This window comes from Ensifer sp. R1-3 (assembly GCF_056739175.1).
Map to the genome: position 1 here is coordinate 973,190 of NZ_CP096515.1, position 17,892 is coordinate 991,081.

General features: G+C 60.8%; 21 protein-coding genes. 12 read left to right on the forward strand and 9 right to left on the reverse strand.

Annotated features, from left to right (window positions below; translation table 11 throughout):
- The first annotated feature begins 34 nt into the window (after positions 1 to 34).
- The 7 genes from M1D43_RS04695 to M1D43_RS04725 all read left to right on the forward strand — a co-directional run bounded on the left by M1D43_RS04695 (position 35) and on the right by M1D43_RS04725 (position 7,230).
- The gene (locus tag M1D43_RS04695; protein ID WP_027993751.1) at positions 35 to 1,045 is read left to right on the forward strand and encodes a TRAP transporter substrate-binding protein; all 1,011 of its coding nucleotides are present in this window, start codon (positions 35 to 37) and stop codon (positions 1,043 to 1,045) included.
- 102 nt (positions 1,046 to 1,147) lie between these two features.
- A complete protein-coding gene (locus tag M1D43_RS04700; RefSeq protein WP_010969397.1) occupies positions 1,148 to 1,951 on the forward strand; it encodes an SDR family NAD(P)-dependent oxidoreductase in 804 nt (267 codons plus the stop codon).
- A 3-nt stretch (positions 1,952 to 1,954) separates the two neighbouring features.
- Positions 1,955 to 2,803, forward strand: coding sequence for an IclR family transcriptional regulator (locus M1D43_RS04705; RefSeq protein ID WP_153314195.1), 849 nt, complete (start codon positions 1,955 to 1,957; stop codon positions 2,801 to 2,803).
- Positions 2,800 to 3,969 (forward strand): acetyl-CoA acetyltransferase, encoded by a 1,170-nt coding sequence (locus tag M1D43_RS04710; protein ID WP_153314197.1) that lies wholly within the window; start codon positions 2,800 to 2,802, stop codon positions 3,967 to 3,969. Before M1D43_RS04705 ends, M1D43_RS04710 begins: the two co-directional genes overlap by 4 nt.
- Positions 3,966 to 5,615 carry an acyl-CoA synthetase gene (locus M1D43_RS04715; protein WP_028010884.1) on the forward strand — a complete coding sequence of 550 codons (1,650 nt, stop codon included), beginning with the start codon at positions 3,966 to 3,968 and terminating at the stop codon, positions 5,613 to 5,615. The genes M1D43_RS04710 and M1D43_RS04715 overlap by 4 nt, the downstream gene beginning before the upstream one ends.
- 8 nt (positions 5,616 to 5,623) lie before the next feature.
- Entirely contained in the window at positions 5,624 to 6,376 is a 753-nt protein-coding gene (locus M1D43_RS04720; protein ID WP_027990713.1) for an SDR family NAD(P)-dependent oxidoreductase, read from the forward strand.
- Positions 6,373 to 7,230 (forward strand): PCC domain-containing protein, encoded by an 858-nt coding sequence (locus tag M1D43_RS04725; RefSeq protein ID WP_153314199.1) that lies wholly within the window; start codon positions 6,373 to 6,375, stop codon positions 7,228 to 7,230. Before M1D43_RS04720 ends, M1D43_RS04725 begins: the two co-directional genes overlap by 4 nt.
- A 16-nt stretch (positions 7,231 to 7,246) precedes the next feature.
- On the opposite strand, the gene M1D43_RS04730 is transcribed toward M1D43_RS04725, so the two are convergent.
- Positions 7,247 to 7,510, reverse strand: coding sequence for a hypothetical protein (locus M1D43_RS04730; RefSeq protein ID WP_003530972.1), 264 nt, complete (start codon positions 7,508 to 7,510; stop codon positions 7,247 to 7,249).
- A 157-nt stretch (positions 7,511 to 7,667) separates the two neighbouring features.
- Positions 7,668 to 8,315, reverse strand: coding sequence for an outer membrane protein (locus M1D43_RS04735; protein ID WP_003530975.1), 648 nt, complete (start codon positions 8,313 to 8,315; stop codon positions 7,668 to 7,670).
- A 261-nt stretch (positions 8,316 to 8,576) separates the two neighbouring features.
- Between M1D43_RS04735 and M1D43_RS04740 the strand changes: the two genes are divergently transcribed.
- Positions 8,577 to 9,584: a GlxA family transcriptional regulator gene (locus M1D43_RS04740; protein WP_027990711.1), complete on the forward strand. Its 1,008-nt coding sequence runs from the start codon at positions 8,577 to 8,579 to the stop codon at positions 9,582 to 9,584.
- 69 nt (positions 9,585 to 9,653) lie between these two features.
- Here the strand turns inward: M1D43_RS04740 and M1D43_RS04745 are convergent, their stop codons facing one another.
- The 3 genes from M1D43_RS04745 to M1D43_RS04755 form a co-directional block, all read right to left on the reverse strand.
- A complete protein-coding gene (locus M1D43_RS04745) occupies positions 9,654 to 9,959 on the reverse strand; it encodes a hypothetical protein (protein ID WP_003530979.1) in 306 nt (101 codons plus the stop codon).
- A 317-nt stretch (positions 9,960 to 10,276) separates the two neighbouring features.
- Positions 10,277 to 10,684: a DUF1236 domain-containing protein gene (locus M1D43_RS04750; RefSeq protein ID WP_003530981.1), complete on the reverse strand. Its 408-nt coding sequence runs from the start codon at positions 10,682 to 10,684 to the stop codon at positions 10,277 to 10,279.
- Between the two features lie 904 nt (positions 10,685 to 11,588).
- Positions 11,589 to 11,990, reverse strand: coding sequence for a DUF1236 domain-containing protein (locus M1D43_RS04755; RefSeq protein WP_003530983.1), 402 nt, complete (start codon positions 11,988 to 11,990; stop codon positions 11,589 to 11,591).
- A 237-nt stretch (positions 11,991 to 12,227) separates the two neighbouring features.
- Here M1D43_RS04755 and M1D43_RS04760 point away from each other — a divergent pair, with 237 nt between their 5' ends.
- Positions 12,228 to 12,527 carry a hypothetical protein gene (locus tag M1D43_RS04760; RefSeq protein ID WP_003530985.1) on the forward strand — a complete coding sequence of 100 codons (300 nt, stop codon included), beginning with the start codon at positions 12,228 to 12,230 and terminating at the stop codon, positions 12,525 to 12,527.
- A 75-nt stretch (positions 12,528 to 12,602) separates the two neighbouring features.
- Here the strand turns inward: M1D43_RS04760 and M1D43_RS04765 are convergent, their stop codons facing one another.
- From M1D43_RS04765 to M1D43_RS04780, 4 genes are all read right to left on the reverse strand, one after another.
- Positions 12,603 to 12,842 (reverse strand): hypothetical protein, encoded by a 240-nt coding sequence (locus M1D43_RS04765; protein WP_003530986.1) that lies wholly within the window; start codon positions 12,840 to 12,842, stop codon positions 12,603 to 12,605.
- 470 nt (positions 12,843 to 13,312) lie between these two features.
- Complete coding sequence (locus M1D43_RS04770) at positions 13,313 to 13,576, reverse strand: hypothetical protein (RefSeq protein ID WP_003530987.1); 264 nt, start codon at positions 13,574 to 13,576, stop codon at positions 13,313 to 13,315.
- A gap of 39 nt (positions 13,577 to 13,615) precedes the next feature.
- The gene (locus M1D43_RS04775) at positions 13,616 to 13,780 is read right to left on the reverse strand and encodes a hypothetical protein (protein ID WP_080573441.1); all 165 of its coding nucleotides are present in this window, start codon (positions 13,778 to 13,780) and stop codon (positions 13,616 to 13,618) included.
- A gap of 166 nt (positions 13,781 to 13,946) precedes the next feature.
- Positions 13,947 to 14,393, reverse strand: coding sequence for an Rrf2 family transcriptional regulator (locus tag M1D43_RS04780; RefSeq protein ID WP_153314201.1), 447 nt, complete (start codon positions 14,391 to 14,393; stop codon positions 13,947 to 13,949).
- Between the two features lie 102 nt (positions 14,394 to 14,495).
- Between M1D43_RS04780 and M1D43_RS04785 the strand changes: the two genes are divergently transcribed.
- The 3 genes from M1D43_RS04785 (at position 14,496) to M1D43_RS04795 (ending at position 17,583) form a co-directional block, all read left to right on the forward strand.
- A complete protein-coding gene (locus M1D43_RS04785; protein WP_498814119.1) occupies positions 14,496 to 15,170 on the forward strand; it encodes a TehB-like domain-containing protein in 675 nt (224 codons plus the stop codon).
- 31 nt (positions 15,171 to 15,201) lie between these two features.
- Positions 15,202 to 16,404: an NO-inducible flavohemoprotein gene (gene hmpA, locus M1D43_RS04790; protein ID WP_318853671.1), complete on the forward strand. Its 1,203-nt coding sequence runs from the start codon at positions 15,202 to 15,204 to the stop codon at positions 16,402 to 16,404.
- Between the two features lie 123 nt (positions 16,405 to 16,527).
- Complete coding sequence (locus tag M1D43_RS04795) at positions 16,528 to 17,583, forward strand: hypothetical protein (protein ID WP_318853673.1); 1,056 nt, start codon at positions 16,528 to 16,530, stop codon at positions 17,581 to 17,583.
- The last annotated feature ends 309 nt before the right edge of the window (positions 17,584 to 17,892 follow it).

Here is a 17,892-nt window from a genome sequence, read left to right on the forward strand (position 1 = left end):
ATTCATCATCGACGATCAGGAGGAGAACAGAGCGATGAAAATAACCCGTAGGACGATGCTGCTCGGCACCGGAGCAGTGGCGCTTGGGGCTTCGATCCGCACCAAGGCCCATGCAGCGGACTTCACCTATAAGCTGGCAAACAACCTGCCGGTCACCCATCCGCTGAACATTCGCCTGAAGGAAGCCGCCGACAAGATCCTGGAGGAGACGGGCGGGCGCCTGAAGATCAACATCTTCCCGAGCAGCCAGCTCGGCAACGATACCGAAACGCTTTCGCAGCTTCGCAACGGCGCAACCGAGTTCTTCTCGCTCTCACCGCTGATCCTCTCGACCCTGGTGCCCAACGCCGCGATCAGCGGCATCGGCTTTGCCTTCCCCGACTACGACACCGTCTGGAAGGCAATGGACGGCGAGCTCGGCGCCTATGCGCGCGGCGAGATCGAGAAGAAGGGTCTCGTGCCCATGGAGAAGATCTGGGACAACGGCTTTCGCCAGATCACCAGTTCGAACAAGCCGATCAACACGCCGGAGGACCTCAAGGGGTTCAAGATCCGCGTTCCGCCGAGCCCGCTCTGGCAATCCATGTTCACCGCCTTCGGCGCTGCACCGACCACGATCAATTTCGCGGAAGTCTACACGGCGCTCAGCACCGGCACCGTCGACGGCCAGGAAAACCCGCTGGCCATCGCCTCGACCGCCAAACTCTATGAGGTGCAGAAGCATTGCGCCATGACCAACCATATGTGGGACGGGTTCTGGATGCTGGCGAACAAGCAGGCCTGGGAAACCCTGCCGGAAGACATAAGGGAGATTGCCGCCAAGCATCTCAACGAGTCGGCCATCGCCCAGCGCACCGATACCGCCAAGGTGAACGACACGGTGCGCGAGCAGCTCACCCAGAGCGGCATGACGTTCACCGACCCGGACAAGGCAGCCTTCCGCGAGACGTTGAGGTCGGCGGGTTTCTACGCCGAATGGAAGGGCAAGTTCGGCGACGAGGCCTGGGCCATTCTCGAGAAGGCCGTAGGCACCAGCCTCGGCTGACCATCTGAGCATGACGAGGCGGGCGGCCGTTCACCCGGCCGTTCGCCGACCGATGCAGCGACGCGGCGCGTACGAGCGTGTGGCGCCTTCCGAGGTTTCGAAGTGGCAGACCGTCTCAAGGGAAAATCGGCAATCGTCTTCGGCGCAGGTTCCTCGGGCCCCGGCTGGGGCAACGGCAAGGCTGCCGCCGTGCTTTATGCGCGTGAGGGCGCCAGGGTCGCCTGTGTCGACGTCGACATGGAGGCAGCCGAGGAAACGGCGGCAATCATCGCGTCGGAAGGTGGGCAAGCCGTAGCCATCGCTGCAGACGTCACCGCTCTCGCATCTGTCGAGGCGGCCGTCGCGGCCGCACGGCAGGCATTCGGCATCATTTCCATTCTGCACAACAATGTGGGCGTCACGCATATGGGCGGACCGGTCGAGTTGTCGGAAGCGCAGTTCCAACAATCCGTGGATCTCAATCTCGGCTCGGTGTTCCGCACCGCCAAGGCTGTCATCCCGCACATGATCGAAGCCGGCGGTGGCGCCGTCGTCAACATCTCGTCGCTCGCCGGCATCCGGTGGACCGGCTATCCCTATTTCGCCTATTACGCGACAAAAGCGGCGGTCAACCAGGCGACGGTCGCGATCGCGGCTCAATATGCGCCGCACGGGATCCGCGCGAACTGTGTCGTCCCCGGCTTGATCGACACGCCTCTGATCTACAAGCAGATCTCCTCGCAATACGCCTCTGCCGAGGAAATGGTGGCAGCCCGCAACGCGGCGCTTCCGGGCGGGCGCATGGGTGATGCCTGGGATGTCGCCAATGCAGCGCTTTTCCTTGCCTCCGACGAAGCGAAATTCATTACCGGCGTTTGTCTGCCGGTCGATGGCGGCCAGAGCTGCACGATCATGGGGGTACACTGAAACATGGGCGACCCGGCCGACAGGGACATGACCGGTTCGCAGAGCGTCGATCGTGCGGCGAAGCTCCTGTCGCTGGTTGGCCGGCAGTTGGACGGCATGTCCCTGAGCGCCGTCGTCGAGAAGAGCGGTCTCAACAAACCCACGGTGCGCCGCCTCCTGCTCGCCCTGATCAGGGCCGGTCTCCTGGAGCAGGACGACCGCGACCGGCGCTACTATATCGGCGAAGAAGCCTATGTGCTCGGAACCCTCGCATCGAGCCGACACGGGCTCCTGCGCCTCGCGACGGAAAGCCTGCATCGCCTGGCGCAGAAGACCAGCGACTCCTGTTTTCTCTCCGTGCGCCGCGGAGCGTCGTCGGTCTGTCTCCACCGCGAGGAGGGGAGCTTTCCGATCCGCACCCACGCGCTCCAGGCGGGCTTCGTGCATCCGCTGGGCGTCGGCGCCGGCTCTCTGGCCATGCTGGCCGCCTTGCCGGACGAGGAGGTTTCGTCCGTGCTGGAGCAGAATGCCGCCGTGCTCGAGGAGCAGTTTCCGATGCTTGCGCCGGACGAGCTGCGCCGGCGCGTCGAACTCACCCGCGCTCAGGGCCATGCGGTCAATCCCGGCCTTATCCTCACCAACTCCTGGGGTGTGGGCGTCGCAATCCGCTATCCTGACGGCGGCGTCGCCGGGGCCATCAGCATTGCCGCCATCGACAGCCGCATGCAGGAGCCGCGGCAGAGCGAGCTGGCAGCTCTTCTCAGGCAGGAAGCGTCACGCATCGAAAGCAAGCTCGCCGAGCAGTTCCGCGACCGCGGGACGCGACACATAGCCTCCATTGCAAGACCTCTCAAAAGGAGATTGTCCAGATGACCAAGGCGCAGATCGTAGGCTGGGCCCACTCCCAGTTCGGCAAGACCGACCACGCGGACACAGAGGCGCTGATGGCCGCGGTTGCGGCGCCGGCACTTGCCCATGCCGGTCTTGCCGCCTCGGATGTCGACGGCATCTTTGTCGGAGTCATGAATGGCGGCTTCTCCAAGCAGGAGTTTCAGGCCTCACTTGTCGGCATGACCGACGAGGCGCTCGCTCATGTCCCGTCCGTGCGCCTCGAAAACGCCTGCGCGACGGGCTCGGCGGCGATCTATACCGCGATGGATTTCATCGAGGCCGGCCGCGGCCGCATCGCGCTCGTCATCGGCGCCGAAAAAATGACCGCCGTTCCGACGGCAGAGGTCGGCGACATCCTTCTGGGCGGCAGCTACAGGAAAGAGGAGGCCGACGTCGAAGGCGGTTTTGCGGGCGTCTTCGGCCGCATTGCACAGCATTACTTCCAGCGTCACGGCGATCGTTCCGAGGAACTTGCGATGATCGCGGCCAAGAACCACGCGAACGGCGTAGCCAACCCTTACGCGCATATGCGCAGGGATTTCGGTTTTGCGTTCTGCAACACCGTTTCCGAGAAGAATCCGATCGTCGCGGCTCCCTTGCGCCGCACCGACTGCTCGCTCGTATCGGACGGGGCGGCAGCCCTCGTGCTCGCCGACGCGGACACGGCTGCGACGCTGCAGCGGGCAATCGCCTTCCGGGCCCGCAGCCACGTCAACGACGTGTTTGCGCTCAGCCGCCGGGACATGCTGGAATTCGACGGGCCACGGCGGGCATGGAAAGCGGCCCTTTCCATGGCCGGCGCCACGCTGGACGATCTCTCCTTCGTCGAGACGCATGACTGCTTCACCATAGCCGAGATGATCGAATACGAGGCGATGGGCCTGACCGCACCCGGCGAAGGCTACCGTGCGATCCGCGACGGAACCACCACCAGGAGCGGAAGCTTGCCGGTCAATCCCTCCGGCGGCTTGAAATCGAAGGGTCATCCGATCGGTGCGACGGGGGTCTCGATGCATGTCATCTCCGCCATGCAGCTTATGGGGGAGGCGGGCGAGATGCAGATCCCCGGCGCCGGTCTCGCCGGCATCTTCAACATGGGCGGCGCTGCCGTCGCAAACTATGTCTCCATCCTGGAACGGGCGAAATGACGAACAACGAACCCAAGGGCGGCGTCACCCCTGTTTCGACGCGGGTCATGAACCTTGCCAATTTCCTTTCGCAGGCAGCGAGACGCAATCCGGACGAAATCGCCCTCGTTCACGGGGACCGCCGGTGGCGCTGGAGCGAGGTGGAGGCGCGGGTCGACGCCATGGCATACGCGCTCGTCCATGAGTTCGGCGTGCGTAAGGGAGATCGGATTCTCGTCCACTCCGCCAACTGCAACCAGATGTTCGAGTCCATGTTCGCGGCTTTCAGAGCAGGTGCGGTCTGGGTTCCCACGAATTTCCGGCAACTGCCGGAGGAGGTTGCCTATCTTGCCGAATCGAGCGGTGCCAGGCTGGTGATATTCCAGGCCGCCTTCGAGGCTCATGCCGAAGCATGTCGGGCGGCGGGCGAGCAGATCGGATCATGCATCCCGATCGGCTCGTCACGGGTCGGCGAAGACTATGACGCGATCGTTGCGCGCAATCTTGGAAGGTCGGTTTCGCCTGTTGCCGTCGATCGCGATGATCCATGCTGGTATTTCTATACGTCCGGTACCACCGGCCGACCCAAGGCTGCCGTGCTGACGCACGGGCAAATGGCCTTCGTCATCAACAACCATATCGGCGATCTCTTTCCGGCTACGACCCATCGCGACCGGTCGATCGTCGTTGCGCCGCTGTCGCACGGCGCCGGGATCCATCAGCTGTGCCAGGTCGCAAGGGGCGCAACCACCATCCTCTTGCCGTCCGAGAAGCTCGACATACCGCAGTTCTGGGCCCTAGTCGAAAAATGGAGGGTCAACAACCTCTTCGCCGTACCGACTATCGTAAAGCTGCTCATCGAGGACCCGTCGGTCGATCGATACGACCACTCGTCGCTGCGCTATGTCATCTATGCCGGCGCACCGATGTACCGTGCCGACCAGAAAAAGGCGCTGGAAAAGCTCGGCGCCGTGCTGGTGCAGTATTTCGGTCTCGGCGAAGTGACGGGAGCGATCACCGTCCTGCCGCCCGCCTTCCACAGCTCGGAGGACGGCCCGGATGCGCGTATCGGCACATGCGGCTTCGAACGGACGGGCATGCAGCTGCAGATCCAGGACGAAGACGGCAACGAAGTCCCGGCGGGCGCAACCGGCGAGATCTGCGTGATCGGCCCGGCGGTGTTTGCCGGCTATTACCGGAACCCGGAGGCCAACGCGAAAGCGTTCCGCAACGGCTGGTTTCGTACAGGCGACCTTGGCCATGTCGATGCGCAGGGCTTCCTCTACATCACCGGCCGCGCCTCCGACATGTTCATCTCCGGCGGGTCCAACGTCTATCCGCGCGAGATCGAGGAAAAGCTCTTGATGCATCCGGATATCAGCGAGGCGGCGATCGTCGGCGTTCCCGATCCGGTCTGGGGAGAGGTCGGCATCGCGGTTTGCGTCGCACGTGGCGGTGCGACGGTCGGCGCGGCGGCTCTGAGGGAATGGCTGGACGGGAAGATTGCCCGCTACAAGCTTCCGAAGAAGATCGTGTTCTGGTCCGAAATGCCAAAATCGGCCTATGGCAAGATCACCAAGAAGTTGATCCGCGAGGAACTCGAACGGCGTGGCGAACTGGATATCGGTTCCGCTGGCATCGGAGAGCGCAGGAGTGCTGCCCCGTGAACGATGGAATGAAATCCGTGCTCATCACGGGAGGCGCATCCGGTATCGGCCTCGAAATAGCGAGGCTTCTGCACGAGCGCGGCTGGAGGGTCTACCTGATGGATCGCAATGCCGATGCGCTGGCGGACGCATGCCGCGCGATCCCGATCGATCCCGCCCAGGCAATCGCCTGCAGCGTGACGGATGAAAAGGAGGTCGAATCGGCCATCGCGACGGCCGCGGCGGCGGGCGCACCGCTGCGGGCGGTCATCAATTCGGCCGGCATCGCGATGGACAGGCCTGCCGTCGAGACCAGCGTCGACGATTTCCGCCGCATTCTGGACGTCAATCTGACCGGCACGTTCATCGTCTGCCGCGAGGCGGCGCGTCATTGGCTGGCGACGGCCACGCCCGGTGCAATCGTCAACATCTCCTCCGTATCGGGCCTTGTCGGCAACAAGGGACGCGCCGCCTACGGCGCCTCCAAAGGCGCGGTCAACCTGCTCACTTACATTCTCGCGACCGAGCTCGGACAGGATGGAATTCGCGTCAACGCCATCGCTCCCGGTGCAATCGACACGCCTTTGTCGCGTGCCGTCCATACGGATGACGTGCGTGCGCAATGGCACGAGCGCATCCCCCAGCGCCGCTACGGTTCATCGCGGGAAATCGCGGCCAGTGCGGCGTTCCTGATCTCGGAGGAGGCGAGCTATATCAACGGCCAGGTCCTGGCGGTCGATGGAGGGTTCGTCAACGCCGGTCTGGCTTTGAAAGGACGATGATGCGGAGTCTCCGCCAACCTGGTGCACCGTTCACGCCGAGGGTAATCTCTCTCGGGTGCCACGCCGAAAAGGCGCGATTGACCTTCAAACCGGGCCGGAGCGTGCTCGAAGCCGTCCATGAGGCGCTCGCGGAAAAAGGCTGCGACAGCGCGATGATAGAGGTCAGGGGCGGTGCGTTTGCGCCGCTTGCCTATGTCACACCGACTCTCTCGGATGACGGCATTCATGCCGCCTGGTACAGCGACATACATGCGCCTGATGGCCGCGCACCCATCGAAGATCTGGTCATGACGTTCGGCCGGCGCGACGGGGAGCCGTTCCTGCACGGCCATGGTGTCTGGCGGCACGAGGACGGGTTGCGCGCAGCCGGGCACGTGATGCCGAAGGACTCGCAATTCGCCGAACCGGTGGAGGCGGAAGCCTGGATCATGTCGGGCGCCATCATGGACCAACTGGAGGACAGCGAGACCCGGTTCCGTCTGTTCACGCCTGTGCCTCATACCGCCGCACCGGCCATCACGACGCGGCGCGCCGTTCTCTGCCGTTTGAAACCGAACGAACCGATCCATCCGGCGATCGAGCGCACCGCAGCCGAGCACGGCATCGAGCGGGCGACTTTGCACGGCATCGGCAGTCTCGTCGGCTGCACTTTCGCCGACGGCCAGGTCATGGAATCGGCCGCTTCGGAATTGCTTATTCGCAAGGGGACGCTTTCACCCGATCGAAGCGGACAGGCTAAAGCGAAACTCGATATCGCGATCGTCGATACGGAATGCACCATATTCGAGGGTGAGATAGCCTACGGCGTTGATGCCGTTTGCATAACGTTCGAGGTGCTGATCGTCGAAGAGTGACGGTCGATGGCAAGCCTCACTCCTTCTTCGCTGTGTTTCGCCGCTCGAGCAATTGCTGGAAAATATCGGCTTGCCGGTCTGCCGCCGAGCGTATGGCGGCAAGGTGGTCGAGCATCGCGCCGAAGGCGACGAGGAGAAGGCCGCCGGCAACCGCCGGAAAGGCCCAGGGGAGGACAGCGACAAGGCTTTTCACGTCGGGAGAGGGGACCAGTGTCATCGCCAGCAAAACCAGCGTTCCGATGACGATCGCACCGCCCAAGAACTCCAGAAATCTTCCCATCCTTCCTCCCCGTAGTGTTTCGACGTGCTGCGGTTACATCCCGTCCCGCTTCCGCAACCCGTCTCCTGATGCCTGCTGCTTTCTCATGTCGGAGCCGATATGGCCTTCAGAAAAAACCCGGCGATTGCCGGGTCCTTGATCGAAACTCCTGCGGCGATCAGAACTTCACGCCGACGCCGACGGTAAACTGGTGTTGGTCGAGGTCGACGTTGACGCCGCCCACATCCTTGTCTCCGAAATCGTTGTAACGATATTCTGCGCGTCCGAAGACGCTGTCGGTGAAGCCGTAGTCGACGCCTCCGCCGATAGTCCAGCCGTTGAAGGTTTCCTTTTCCTTGGGCGCGCCGGCGACATCGACGAAGCCGCGCGTTACTGCCCAACCGCCGGTGGCGTAAATCAGCGTCCGGTCGTTTACGGTGTAGCCGAGGCGGGCGCGCACGGATCCGGAAACATCCGTCCCGGCTTCGGTGTCGGATCCGAAGACGGTGACGGTCTCATCGTTCCAGTTGTAGCTGACATCGCCCTCGACGCCGACGACCCAGTCGCCATGCTGATAGTTGTAGCCGGCGAAGGCGCCGAAGAGGCCGCCGCTGAATTTTTCGGAGGCGCTGCCGCCCGGAACGCTGAGGTCGCTGTTCAACCAGCCGCCTCCGCCCTGCAAGCCGAGATAACCGCCCGTCCATACGAAGCTGGATATCGTCTCGACCGTCGGCGCCGGCTCCGGTGCCTGTGCCAAATCGGCTGCATGGGCCGCTCCCCCGAGCAGCGAAGCCCCGAAGACTGCAACAAGCACATTTCTGATCATCACAGATGCCTCCTGTTGTTGCGGCAGAGATTAGCAACATATCGGGTGCGAGTCTGCGAAAAACAACGCCTTCGAACCGCCCGTTCCGAGGGAAAGAAAGAGGGCCGGCGGTTGTTCCGGCCGGCCCTTCCGAAAGTAGCGGAAAAGGGGAACATCATCTCCGAGCGGGCCTGCAAATGCCCGCAAAAGAGATCGATTGCCGGTCGATAATGCCCTAACGCACGTTTGGGATTTGACATATCGCGCATAAAATTTGACGTTATGCGCATGATTGCGAACCGTTCTGCACAATCGTCGATTGAAGTCGTGGTGGTCGTCCTGCCCGAATCATCGATCATGTCCTTTGCCTCGGTCCTCGATCCGATGCGCGCGGCAAATCGAGTGGCCGGGCACGAGGTCTTCCGCTGGCGGCTGCTGTCTGCCGACGGCCAGGCGGTGATGCTGACCTGCGGTGTGCCGATTGCCGTGGACGGAAGTTTCACCCTGCCTGTCGTGGGAGATCTTCTCCTCATCATCGGCGGGTTCAATCTTCACAGGCACGCCGGCAAGCGGTTTCTCGCGACCCTGCAGGAATGTGCACGACATTTCGACATCGTCGCAGGCGTCGAATCCGGGTGCTGGCTGCTCGGCCGTTCGGGGCTCATCAATGGCCGCAAGGCTACCGCCCATTGGGAGGAGCTCGAAGATTTCAGCCAGGCTTTTCCGGAATTGGAGGTGATCGGCGACCGTTTCGTGATCGACGGTAAATACTGGACCTCAGGCGGCGCGTCGCCGACCTTCGACATGATGCTGCATCTCGTCGCCGAGAGACTGGGGCCTGCATTGGCGCTGGATGTTGCGAGCATTTTCGTCTACGACCAGATGCACGGCCCGACGGATGTCCAGCCTTTCGTTTCGCTCGGCCGTATCGAGGCACGCGACCCGGAGCTTGCCGCGGCCATCAGGCTCATGGAGCGCACGCTCGAGCGTCCGATGACCGTCGCGGCGCTGGCGCGCCGGCTTTCCGTCTCCCAGCGCAAGCTCGAAACGCTCTTCGCCAAAGGCCTCTCGACGAGCCCCGGCGCCTATTACCTGCGCCTCAGGCTGCAGGTCGCCCACCGGCTCGTGCGTGATACCGGAATTCCGATGCGTGACATCGCCCTGCGTTGCGGATTCGACAGTCTCTCGGCCTTTTCGCGCGCCTATCGGCGCGAATACCGGACCAGCGCTTTGAAAATGCGCAGCGCACGTGGCGCAGGCGTTACACCGGACGCGTCAGACAAGCGGTAATTGCGCTGCACTTACGATGACCTGCAACAAGCGGGAGCAACGTGCCGCAGCGACTTGCGCTTCGAACGGTTACCTTCGTGCGTGTCCGGCCGACCCGGCGCAGGCCTCTTCGAATTCCTTGACCGTCTCCGGCTCGTTGTCCTCCGGCAGCACGGCATCAGCCATGTCGGCGCGGTCCGCCGAAGCGGCTGCATCGCCTTCATAGACATAGGACTGGATGTAGTAGGCCAGCTCGCCCTTCCATACATTCCTGCCGTCTATCTGCCGGCAGGCCACGGCAGTTTCGAAATCGGACTGGAGATCATCGACCGTAGCGGTGGCCGAGACGAGACTCGAAGGCGCCGCGAGTGAGGCAATCAACAAGGCGGTAAACATGGTGGCAGCCCTCCGGAAGCGAACCTAGGGGGAAACGGCGGGATGGTTCCTTGGTTCCCCTCGATAGAGGGCGATTCCGACTTGGAAGGAAGCGGCAATTTTACATGAATGAGTTTTTGCTGAAAAGCGATGTGTATGTGCCACACCACGGAAACGAAGGGCGTGAGCATTTCCGCGACTCGAAGAAGCGCGGAAATGCTCTGGACCACGATGATCTCAGGTCGGGTCGACCAAGATCATGAACATGATCTATAAGGTTGAGCGGGATGAGGTCGGAAAAGCGCATAGACTTTTTCCGCACCCCGCTCCAATGCCTCTTACTGAACGACCTGGACGACCGTGTAGGTTCTTGGGTCGACGATCACGCGTTGGTTGTTCACCACGGCGAACGCGTAGGAGGGATTCTCAGGAACGGGCGTCAGAGCCACGGTCCGCGGCAGCGGACGACCGACGGCGATCCGCTCCTGCAGCACGACGGTATCGGCGGGAACCGGCTGCTGTCGCACATAGGTTACGACCTGCTGCGGCGGAGGAGCGATAACCGCGCCGGCGACGAGCCCGACCGCACCGCCGATGGCAGCGCCCACGGGACCGCCAACGATAGCGCCGGTAACGGCTCCACCCGCGGCACCCGTCACCGCACCCTGGTTGGTGTCGTTTGCAATAGCGGGCGCGGCAAAGATGCCCGTTGCGATCGCAGTAACAATGAAGATCTTGGCGTTCATCTGTCGTACTCCCTTGATATACGATGGAAGAACGATGTACTTCGTGATTTGTTCCTGTTTTTACTGTAGGACTATCAATCGGATACAGTAACGTTACGTTACCTGAGTGAAATATACCGTGACGGCAGGCGAGTTGCCGGCTCGACCCAGCGGTTCGGCGAAGCCCCAGAGCGGCGCTGCCCGAAGGGACTACTGGGACGCCGCTCCGGGGCCACTCGCGGGGTCCGCCGTCCAGCGGCGGCTGGCTTCGGACCTCGCGATCTCTCTGCAACAATCGCCGATGGCTTTGCTGCAGCCTTCCATGCGAACAATATCGCAGCCGGCAGCGCAGCGTATCGGACCTTTGGCCAGCCAAGAGCCTTATGACACCGGGACCAAAGTCCGCCAGATCAGTGATAGGTCCGCGTCGACTCCCGCATCGGCCGCAACGCGCATGCATCAAAGCCACGGCGGGACGTGGAGCTATGGCGATAAAAAAGCCCCGCTCGATGGCGGGGCAGGCACGCATCCGCTTGGCAAACGAAATGCGGGGAAAGATGTAGCTCCAACGGAACTACGACGCGGACGCTATCTCTGAGCCGAACTGGTGGGAAGGTCTGAATCCCGGTTTCCGGTACGCCGCAGCGAATAAATCCACGGCGTCCGTGAGGGAAGCTGCGGAAAAGCCGGGTCGGCTTGGCCGCGACGATGAGCGGATCGTCTCGATTCAGCTCAAGCCGAAGAACGACAAGATGGCTATCACGATCACGACGAGGCCGACGAGGTAGATAATCTGGTTCATCGCTCAACTCCTTTCATCACGGGTGAACGGACACGCCGCGGGTAAGTTCCAGGCCGGCGGTAAACGCGGGCCGGCCTGGCGCCCTATGCGAAGCGTGGGGTGGCCGTTCTGACCACCGTGAGGTCAGTTGATGACCTGAACGACTGTGCGCGACTTCGGCTCCACAATGAGACGCTGCTCATTGACCACCGCGTATGCATAGGTGGGATTATCCGGGACCGGAGTCAGCATAACGGTTTCGGGAACGGGCTTGCCGACCGCAATCGGCTGCTGAACGACCACCGATGGCGGTGCCGGCTGCTGCTGAACATACGTGACCACTTCGGGAGGAGGCGGCGTGAGTGCGCCGCCGAGCGTGGCGCCTACCACGGCGCCGACCCCGGCCCCGATCGGGCCGCCGATAATGGCGCCGGTTGCGGCGCCGCCGACCATGCCGGTTGCCGCATTGGTACCGTCGGCTTGCTGCGCGACAGCACCGCTGGCGATGAGCGCGACAGTCGCGGTAATAAATACGAGCTTCTTCATAGCATTTCCTCTCGTTGAACTCGTCACTCAACGGGGAAATAAGCAAGCGGTTCCACTCTTTGGACTTTAGTCCGACTCAATGTCAGACGATTGCCCGATCAAGCGTGCGAACTTCGAGGATATATTTCGTTGATAGTCGATTTTCCTTGGATACGCGCCGTTTCGAGGGCGTTGCGTTGTTCATCAGCGGTTCAGGCATGATGGCTCAAGCTGATAGGCAGCGAGAAGGAGTAGACCATGAAAAAGCTCTTATCCGCCCTCACAGCCGTAGTCTTGGCTGCGTCTTTTTCCCTTCCGGTGAGCGCTGCACCGATATTCGTGCCTATGCCGGAACAAGTGAAGACCGACGCCGTCGAGCAGGTCAATCACCGGCGCCATCGCCATTGGCGCGCGGAGCGCCACTGGAACAGACGGTACGCTTCGCGGTCCTGCCGCTACTACGGCAGGTGCTATCCCCGCCATTACAGGCACTACAGCTATCGTGACTATCACCGCTACCACCGGCGCCCGGGCGTGACGATCTATTTCAACTTCTAGCGACGGTTCACACGGGCGCCAGTCCTTCCTCGAAGCGCTATTCGGGGAGGGATTTCTTTTTGCGGCGGATGGATGTCACCGGTGCCAACGCGCACCACGAGCATTCCTGCGGAACTTTGCCAGCGATCGTCTGAGTTTCGTCATGTTCCGGGCGACTTGCTCTATCGTGATCAAGTGCTTTTCGTTCGCCAACACGATGGCGGTCCCACATCTCCTGCAGGGGAGTTCGTCGTTCGCCTTCACCCAAGCGACAGGCCTGCTGGTCTCATGGCCGCATTCGGGGCAGGGGATGCCGATCTCTTCATTATCGAACATGGCAGCACTCCGGTTGAGTGCGAATTGCAGCACAACCTATTTCGAGGCGCAATGCTTACTCTCTGACTAAAATGGGCTACAAACGGACGTCGCGACCGCATCCTTATGGGCATGAGGGAGAGCGGACGATTCCGTGTCGGGTGCCTCGAATTGGTTGCCCGAGCTGTACCATCGGCCACGAAAAAGCCCCGCACGATGGCGGGGCAAGCCCTCATCCAGTTGCCTTCATTGGATTCGGGGACGCAGCCAGAATGCAGCTGCGCAGAGACGCTATCTGCGGTTTCATCAGCGAGAAAGGTCTGATTCCGCGATTCCGGTACGCCTCTTCAAAAATACATGGGCAGGTAAAGCGCTTTTGCACATTTACATCAAGCGCGATTTTCCGTGTCCTGATCACATCAGCGGCATTGCGGGCGGAACGAGCCTGCCGTCGTGAAGTCGACGGGGCAAATCGGCGCAGATCAGCAGCGTCAATGGACGGTGCGGATCGACTGATCGAGAAAGCTGCGTATTCCGTCGCGATGGACGGTCGCCAGAAATTCCTGGAAAGCATCGCGGTCGGTAGCGAACTGATCATCCCAGACGGTTGAATATCCCTCTTGATCGACGACCTCGAGCGTCCAGTCTGCGTTGCTGCCGGCCGGGCGGTATATGCCGATAGTGACCATGATGTCGTCGTCGACGAATTCGCCGGAGAACTCGGAAAACTCGTACTGCTGTTCGTTTTCGGTCATCGATCTCTTATAGCATGCGGGAGTGCCGAGGGGCAGCCTTCATGACGTCACCCCTGTATGTACGCAGGTATATCTGGTCGGGTCCCAGGTGCCGTCCTGACAGGGGACATCGGCAAATCCGGATACGAGCAGGAACAACAGCAGCACTGCGATCAGAATGGCCGCCAGGGCGAGCAGTCTCATGGCGCGCACGTTACGCTTCAATATCGCTTACTCCAGACCACGTGTTGATGCGAGTGATTTGCTCAATTTTGGTTGTGCAGGGCGATTTGATTTTATTGCTTTTTATATCGTGAGCGGCAGGGATTCGACCCCACGACCTACTGATTAGAAGGAAGAGGTTTTTGCCATGTCACTGTCAACTGGCGTTCTACTTCGAGCAGGCATTAAATCGAACCTGATCTGCCCCGAGAAACTGTCTGAGTTCAGGCTTTCTCACGATAAGATCAGCGACCGTATATTTGTCGAAGACAGCCGCAAACGCGGCTGAGGCCTCCGCGAGAACCGGTGGTACACCGCATGCCGGGGCTATGGGGCAACCTGCGCACTCGATCAGTTCATCAAGGCCCTCGGTGTGGCGTAGTACAGAGCCCAGGTTGATTTGCTCCGGCGGTCGCGCAAGCCTGATGCCACCGTTTCTTCCACGGACCGACTCGATGAAGCCGGCACCCGATAGGTCGTTGACCACTTTCTTGAGGTGGTCTTGAGAAATGTCGAACGCCGCCGCGATCTCCCGGATCGAGCCAAGCTCACCTTCGATTAAACCAAGGTGTATCAAGACCCGAATGCCGTAGTCGGTGTATTTGGTTAGCCTCATTAAACCCTGCGTCAAAACGCCCGATCAGAAAAGATGCATTTCAGTAGCACCTTTTTGCCGAATGGAATAGGTGTATTCAAAATGCATCTTTTGGAGACATCCATGACGCATCAACTAACCGAAGCGGACATTTCCCGGGTATTGGCCCGCTTTTACGACCGAGTGCGTGCTGACGAACAATTAGGCCCGGTATTCCAGGTTGTTGAGGACTGGAATGAGCATCTGACAAGGCTGTCGGAATTCTGGTCTTCGATGATGCTTACAACGGGGCGCTACAAGGGCAATCCTCTATCGATGCACCTTGTGCACGCCGAGAAGATTCAGCCTGCCATGTTCATCCGTTGGCTCGAGCTCTGGCATCAGGCGACCGATGAGCTCCTGCCAACGCAAACAGCCCGTGAGATGCAGGCGAAGGCCAAAACGATCGCTGCCCGTTTTTCTCTGATGATCTGCGGGGAGAAGCTTATCGCCGATGCAGTTCCCCAGCCACCGACTGCGCCCACACCCTACCGGATTTCATCACTTTTCGACGAGACCACGCTGCCGCGAGCGTTGCTGGGAGCTCATGCCCTGAAGGCTGGAACCTGGGGAATAGTGCGCGTCGAAGAGGGGCAGGTGCGTTACCGCGAAGATGGCATCTCCAGTCCCCGGCTGCTCGAGCCCGGCACTCCCGCAATTATTCCCCCCGAAATTTCCCACAACCTCGAACTCGCCGGCCCCGTGAAGCTGCGGGTCGAGTTTTACGACCGCCGTCCGGTCGAAATTTATCAACACTGAGCAAAAAGGGCCGAATATCATGTCACGCCAGTTGTCCGCCGAAACCATCGAGCTCGTAAAACAGAGCGTTCCCGCACTCGAAGCTCATGGTAGCGACATCACAAAGGCCATGTATGCGCGTCTTTTCCGGGACGAGCATATCAAGAGCCTGTTCAATCATGCGAACCAGGGCGAGGGTGGCTCCCAGGTGCATGCTTTGGCGGCTGCCATCCTCGGATATGCCAAGAACATCGAAAACCTGAGCGCCCTCGGTCCCGTCATCGAGCGGATAGCTCATAAGCACATCGGTTATCACATCCTCCCGGAGCACTATCCGTATGTGGCCGAGGCCCTACTCGCCGCCATCCAGGACATCCTCGGCGACGCCGCAACACCTGCGCTGCTCAATGCCTGGGGCGAGGCTTACTGGTTCCTTGCGGATATCCTCAAGGAGCGCGAGAGTGATCTTCGCGCCGATATTGAGAGCCGCAGTGGCGGGTGGAACGGGTGGCGTCGTTTCACGATTGCCGAGAAGATTAGGGAAAGCGACGTTGTGACGTCGTTCATCCTCAGACCCTCGGACGGTGATCGCGTCATCCGTCATCGGCCGGGCCAGTACCTGACATTTAGGCTGCCGCTTTCAGACCGGAGTCTGGTCAAGCGGAATTACTCGATCTCCTGCGGGCCGAATGATGAATACTATCGTATTTCGGTAAAGCGCGAGGCCGCGGGGCAGGGTGGCTCCCTGTATTTCCACGACCATGCCAATGTCGGATCGGAAATCGAGGTGACGCCACCCGCGGGCGACTTCTTCCTTCCTGAAGAACCAAACGCCCCGGTGGTGCTGGTTTCGGGGGGCGTTGGCCTAACCCCGATGGTCAGCATGCTCGAGGCGATTGCGAAGGATTACCCGGACCTCGAAGCCCATTTCATCCACGGGGCTTTGAACAGTAATACGCACGCCATGGACAAGCACGTGAGAAGTCTCGCGTCGGCCCATGACCGTGTTACCGTCAAGACATTCTACAGCAATCCTGCGGCCAACGATGCGGCGGGCCTCTCGCACGACCACGATGGCTTCATCACCGTCGATTGGCTCCGTTCGCAGACCCCGTTCGAGACCTCTCATTTTTATCTCTGCGGTCCCAAATCTTTCCTGCGGGCGCTCGTTCCGGCGCTGTCCAAGGCAGGTGTCTCCCCCGACAGGGTCCACTTCGAATTTTTCGGGCCGGCGGACGAATTGCTCGTCGCCTGACATTTCGATGCAATCGTTATCTCAACGAAGGTGACTTCCATGCGGAAGCAGGCCCAATGGCTCATGCGGGCTCTCCCTGCAACAGCAATCATCACCCTAGCCCCAATCTCTGCATTCGCTCACGTGAAGTGGTTTGCCCCCTACATCGTGGGGGCGCGACCTGAGCCGGCCGGCGACACCTTGCGGGATATCTGGTTCTGGGTGGGTATTGCTCTTGTCCTGGTCTTTTTCATTCTGGCCCGCACCATAGAACGCACGTCTGTGGGCGAAACAGCCATCACCGCCTTGAACTGGGCGACCGATTCCCTCTGGGAGCGTCAGGACGACTACATCCGGTCGATCATCGCCGCGTTCTTCATCGCTATTTTCGCCGTCGGGGGCGTCTATCTGACCCCGGATTTGAAAACCCCGGCCGAGTGGGTTTCCTGGCTTCAGCTCGTGATCGCCTGTTGCATATTCTCCCGCCGTACGATGCCCATCGCCGGAATCGGGATCATCGCACTATGGATGCTCGCGCTGAGGGACTATGAGCTCTTTCACCTCTTCGATTATCTTGCTCTCGGCCTCGGTGTCGCCGGATATCTCGTTCTCGAGCCTCTCAAGAATGAGGAACTGAGGTCGCGCCGTTTCGAAGCGCTTCGCTGGGGCCTCGCGATCGCCCTGATGTGGTCAAGCCTCGAAAAATTTGCCTTTCCAAGCTGGTTCTATCCTCTGGTCGTTGAAAAGCCGTTCCTGACATTTGGCATGCCGAGAGACGTATTCATTCCGATGGCCGGCGTCACCGAATTCACCCTTGGCTTCGGATTGCTCTGGACACCCTTGATCCGGAGACTGTCCGCAATCGCGCTGCTCGTCATCTTCACGGCCGCCGTCTGGCCATTCGGCCGTGTGGACCTGATCGGCCATGGCTTGATCATGGCCATCCTGATTGCCGTCGCGGCGGACCATCGTCGGGGCGTGGACCTGATGACCACCTTTAAACGGAGAGTAACGAACATCCCTCTCGGTCTTTCGGCCGCGCTGATTGTCTTCTGCACCGCTTACTGGGGCCTGCACGTTGTGTTCTATGGCATGAACGGCGATGTCGCCATCGGCGATGCGGCAAAGACGACGCATAGCTACAGCAGCGAGCATCCTCATGGCCCGGGTGGACCGGAGGAACCGCATAGTTATCCATGATGCGGTCGACCGCTGAGGCTCCGTCTCTATTTTCGAGACGGAGCTCCCGCGCCACGGATGTAGTGCTACCAAAGCCACAAAGACCAAATCGACCCGGCGGCGGGCCGACCACCAACGGTGTCGAGCCGCGGGACGGCAGACATGCCAGAGCGAAGACGGCCGACAGGGCATCATCTGCAATGGCGATCTTTACCGGAGCTCGTTGAACGATCCTCGTGAAATTACCTGTGGCGTCAGGACTGCGTGGCCGGATACGCACTATGTATACTGATGGGGCCAGCGCATCTGTCCTATGACACAGCCAGCTTG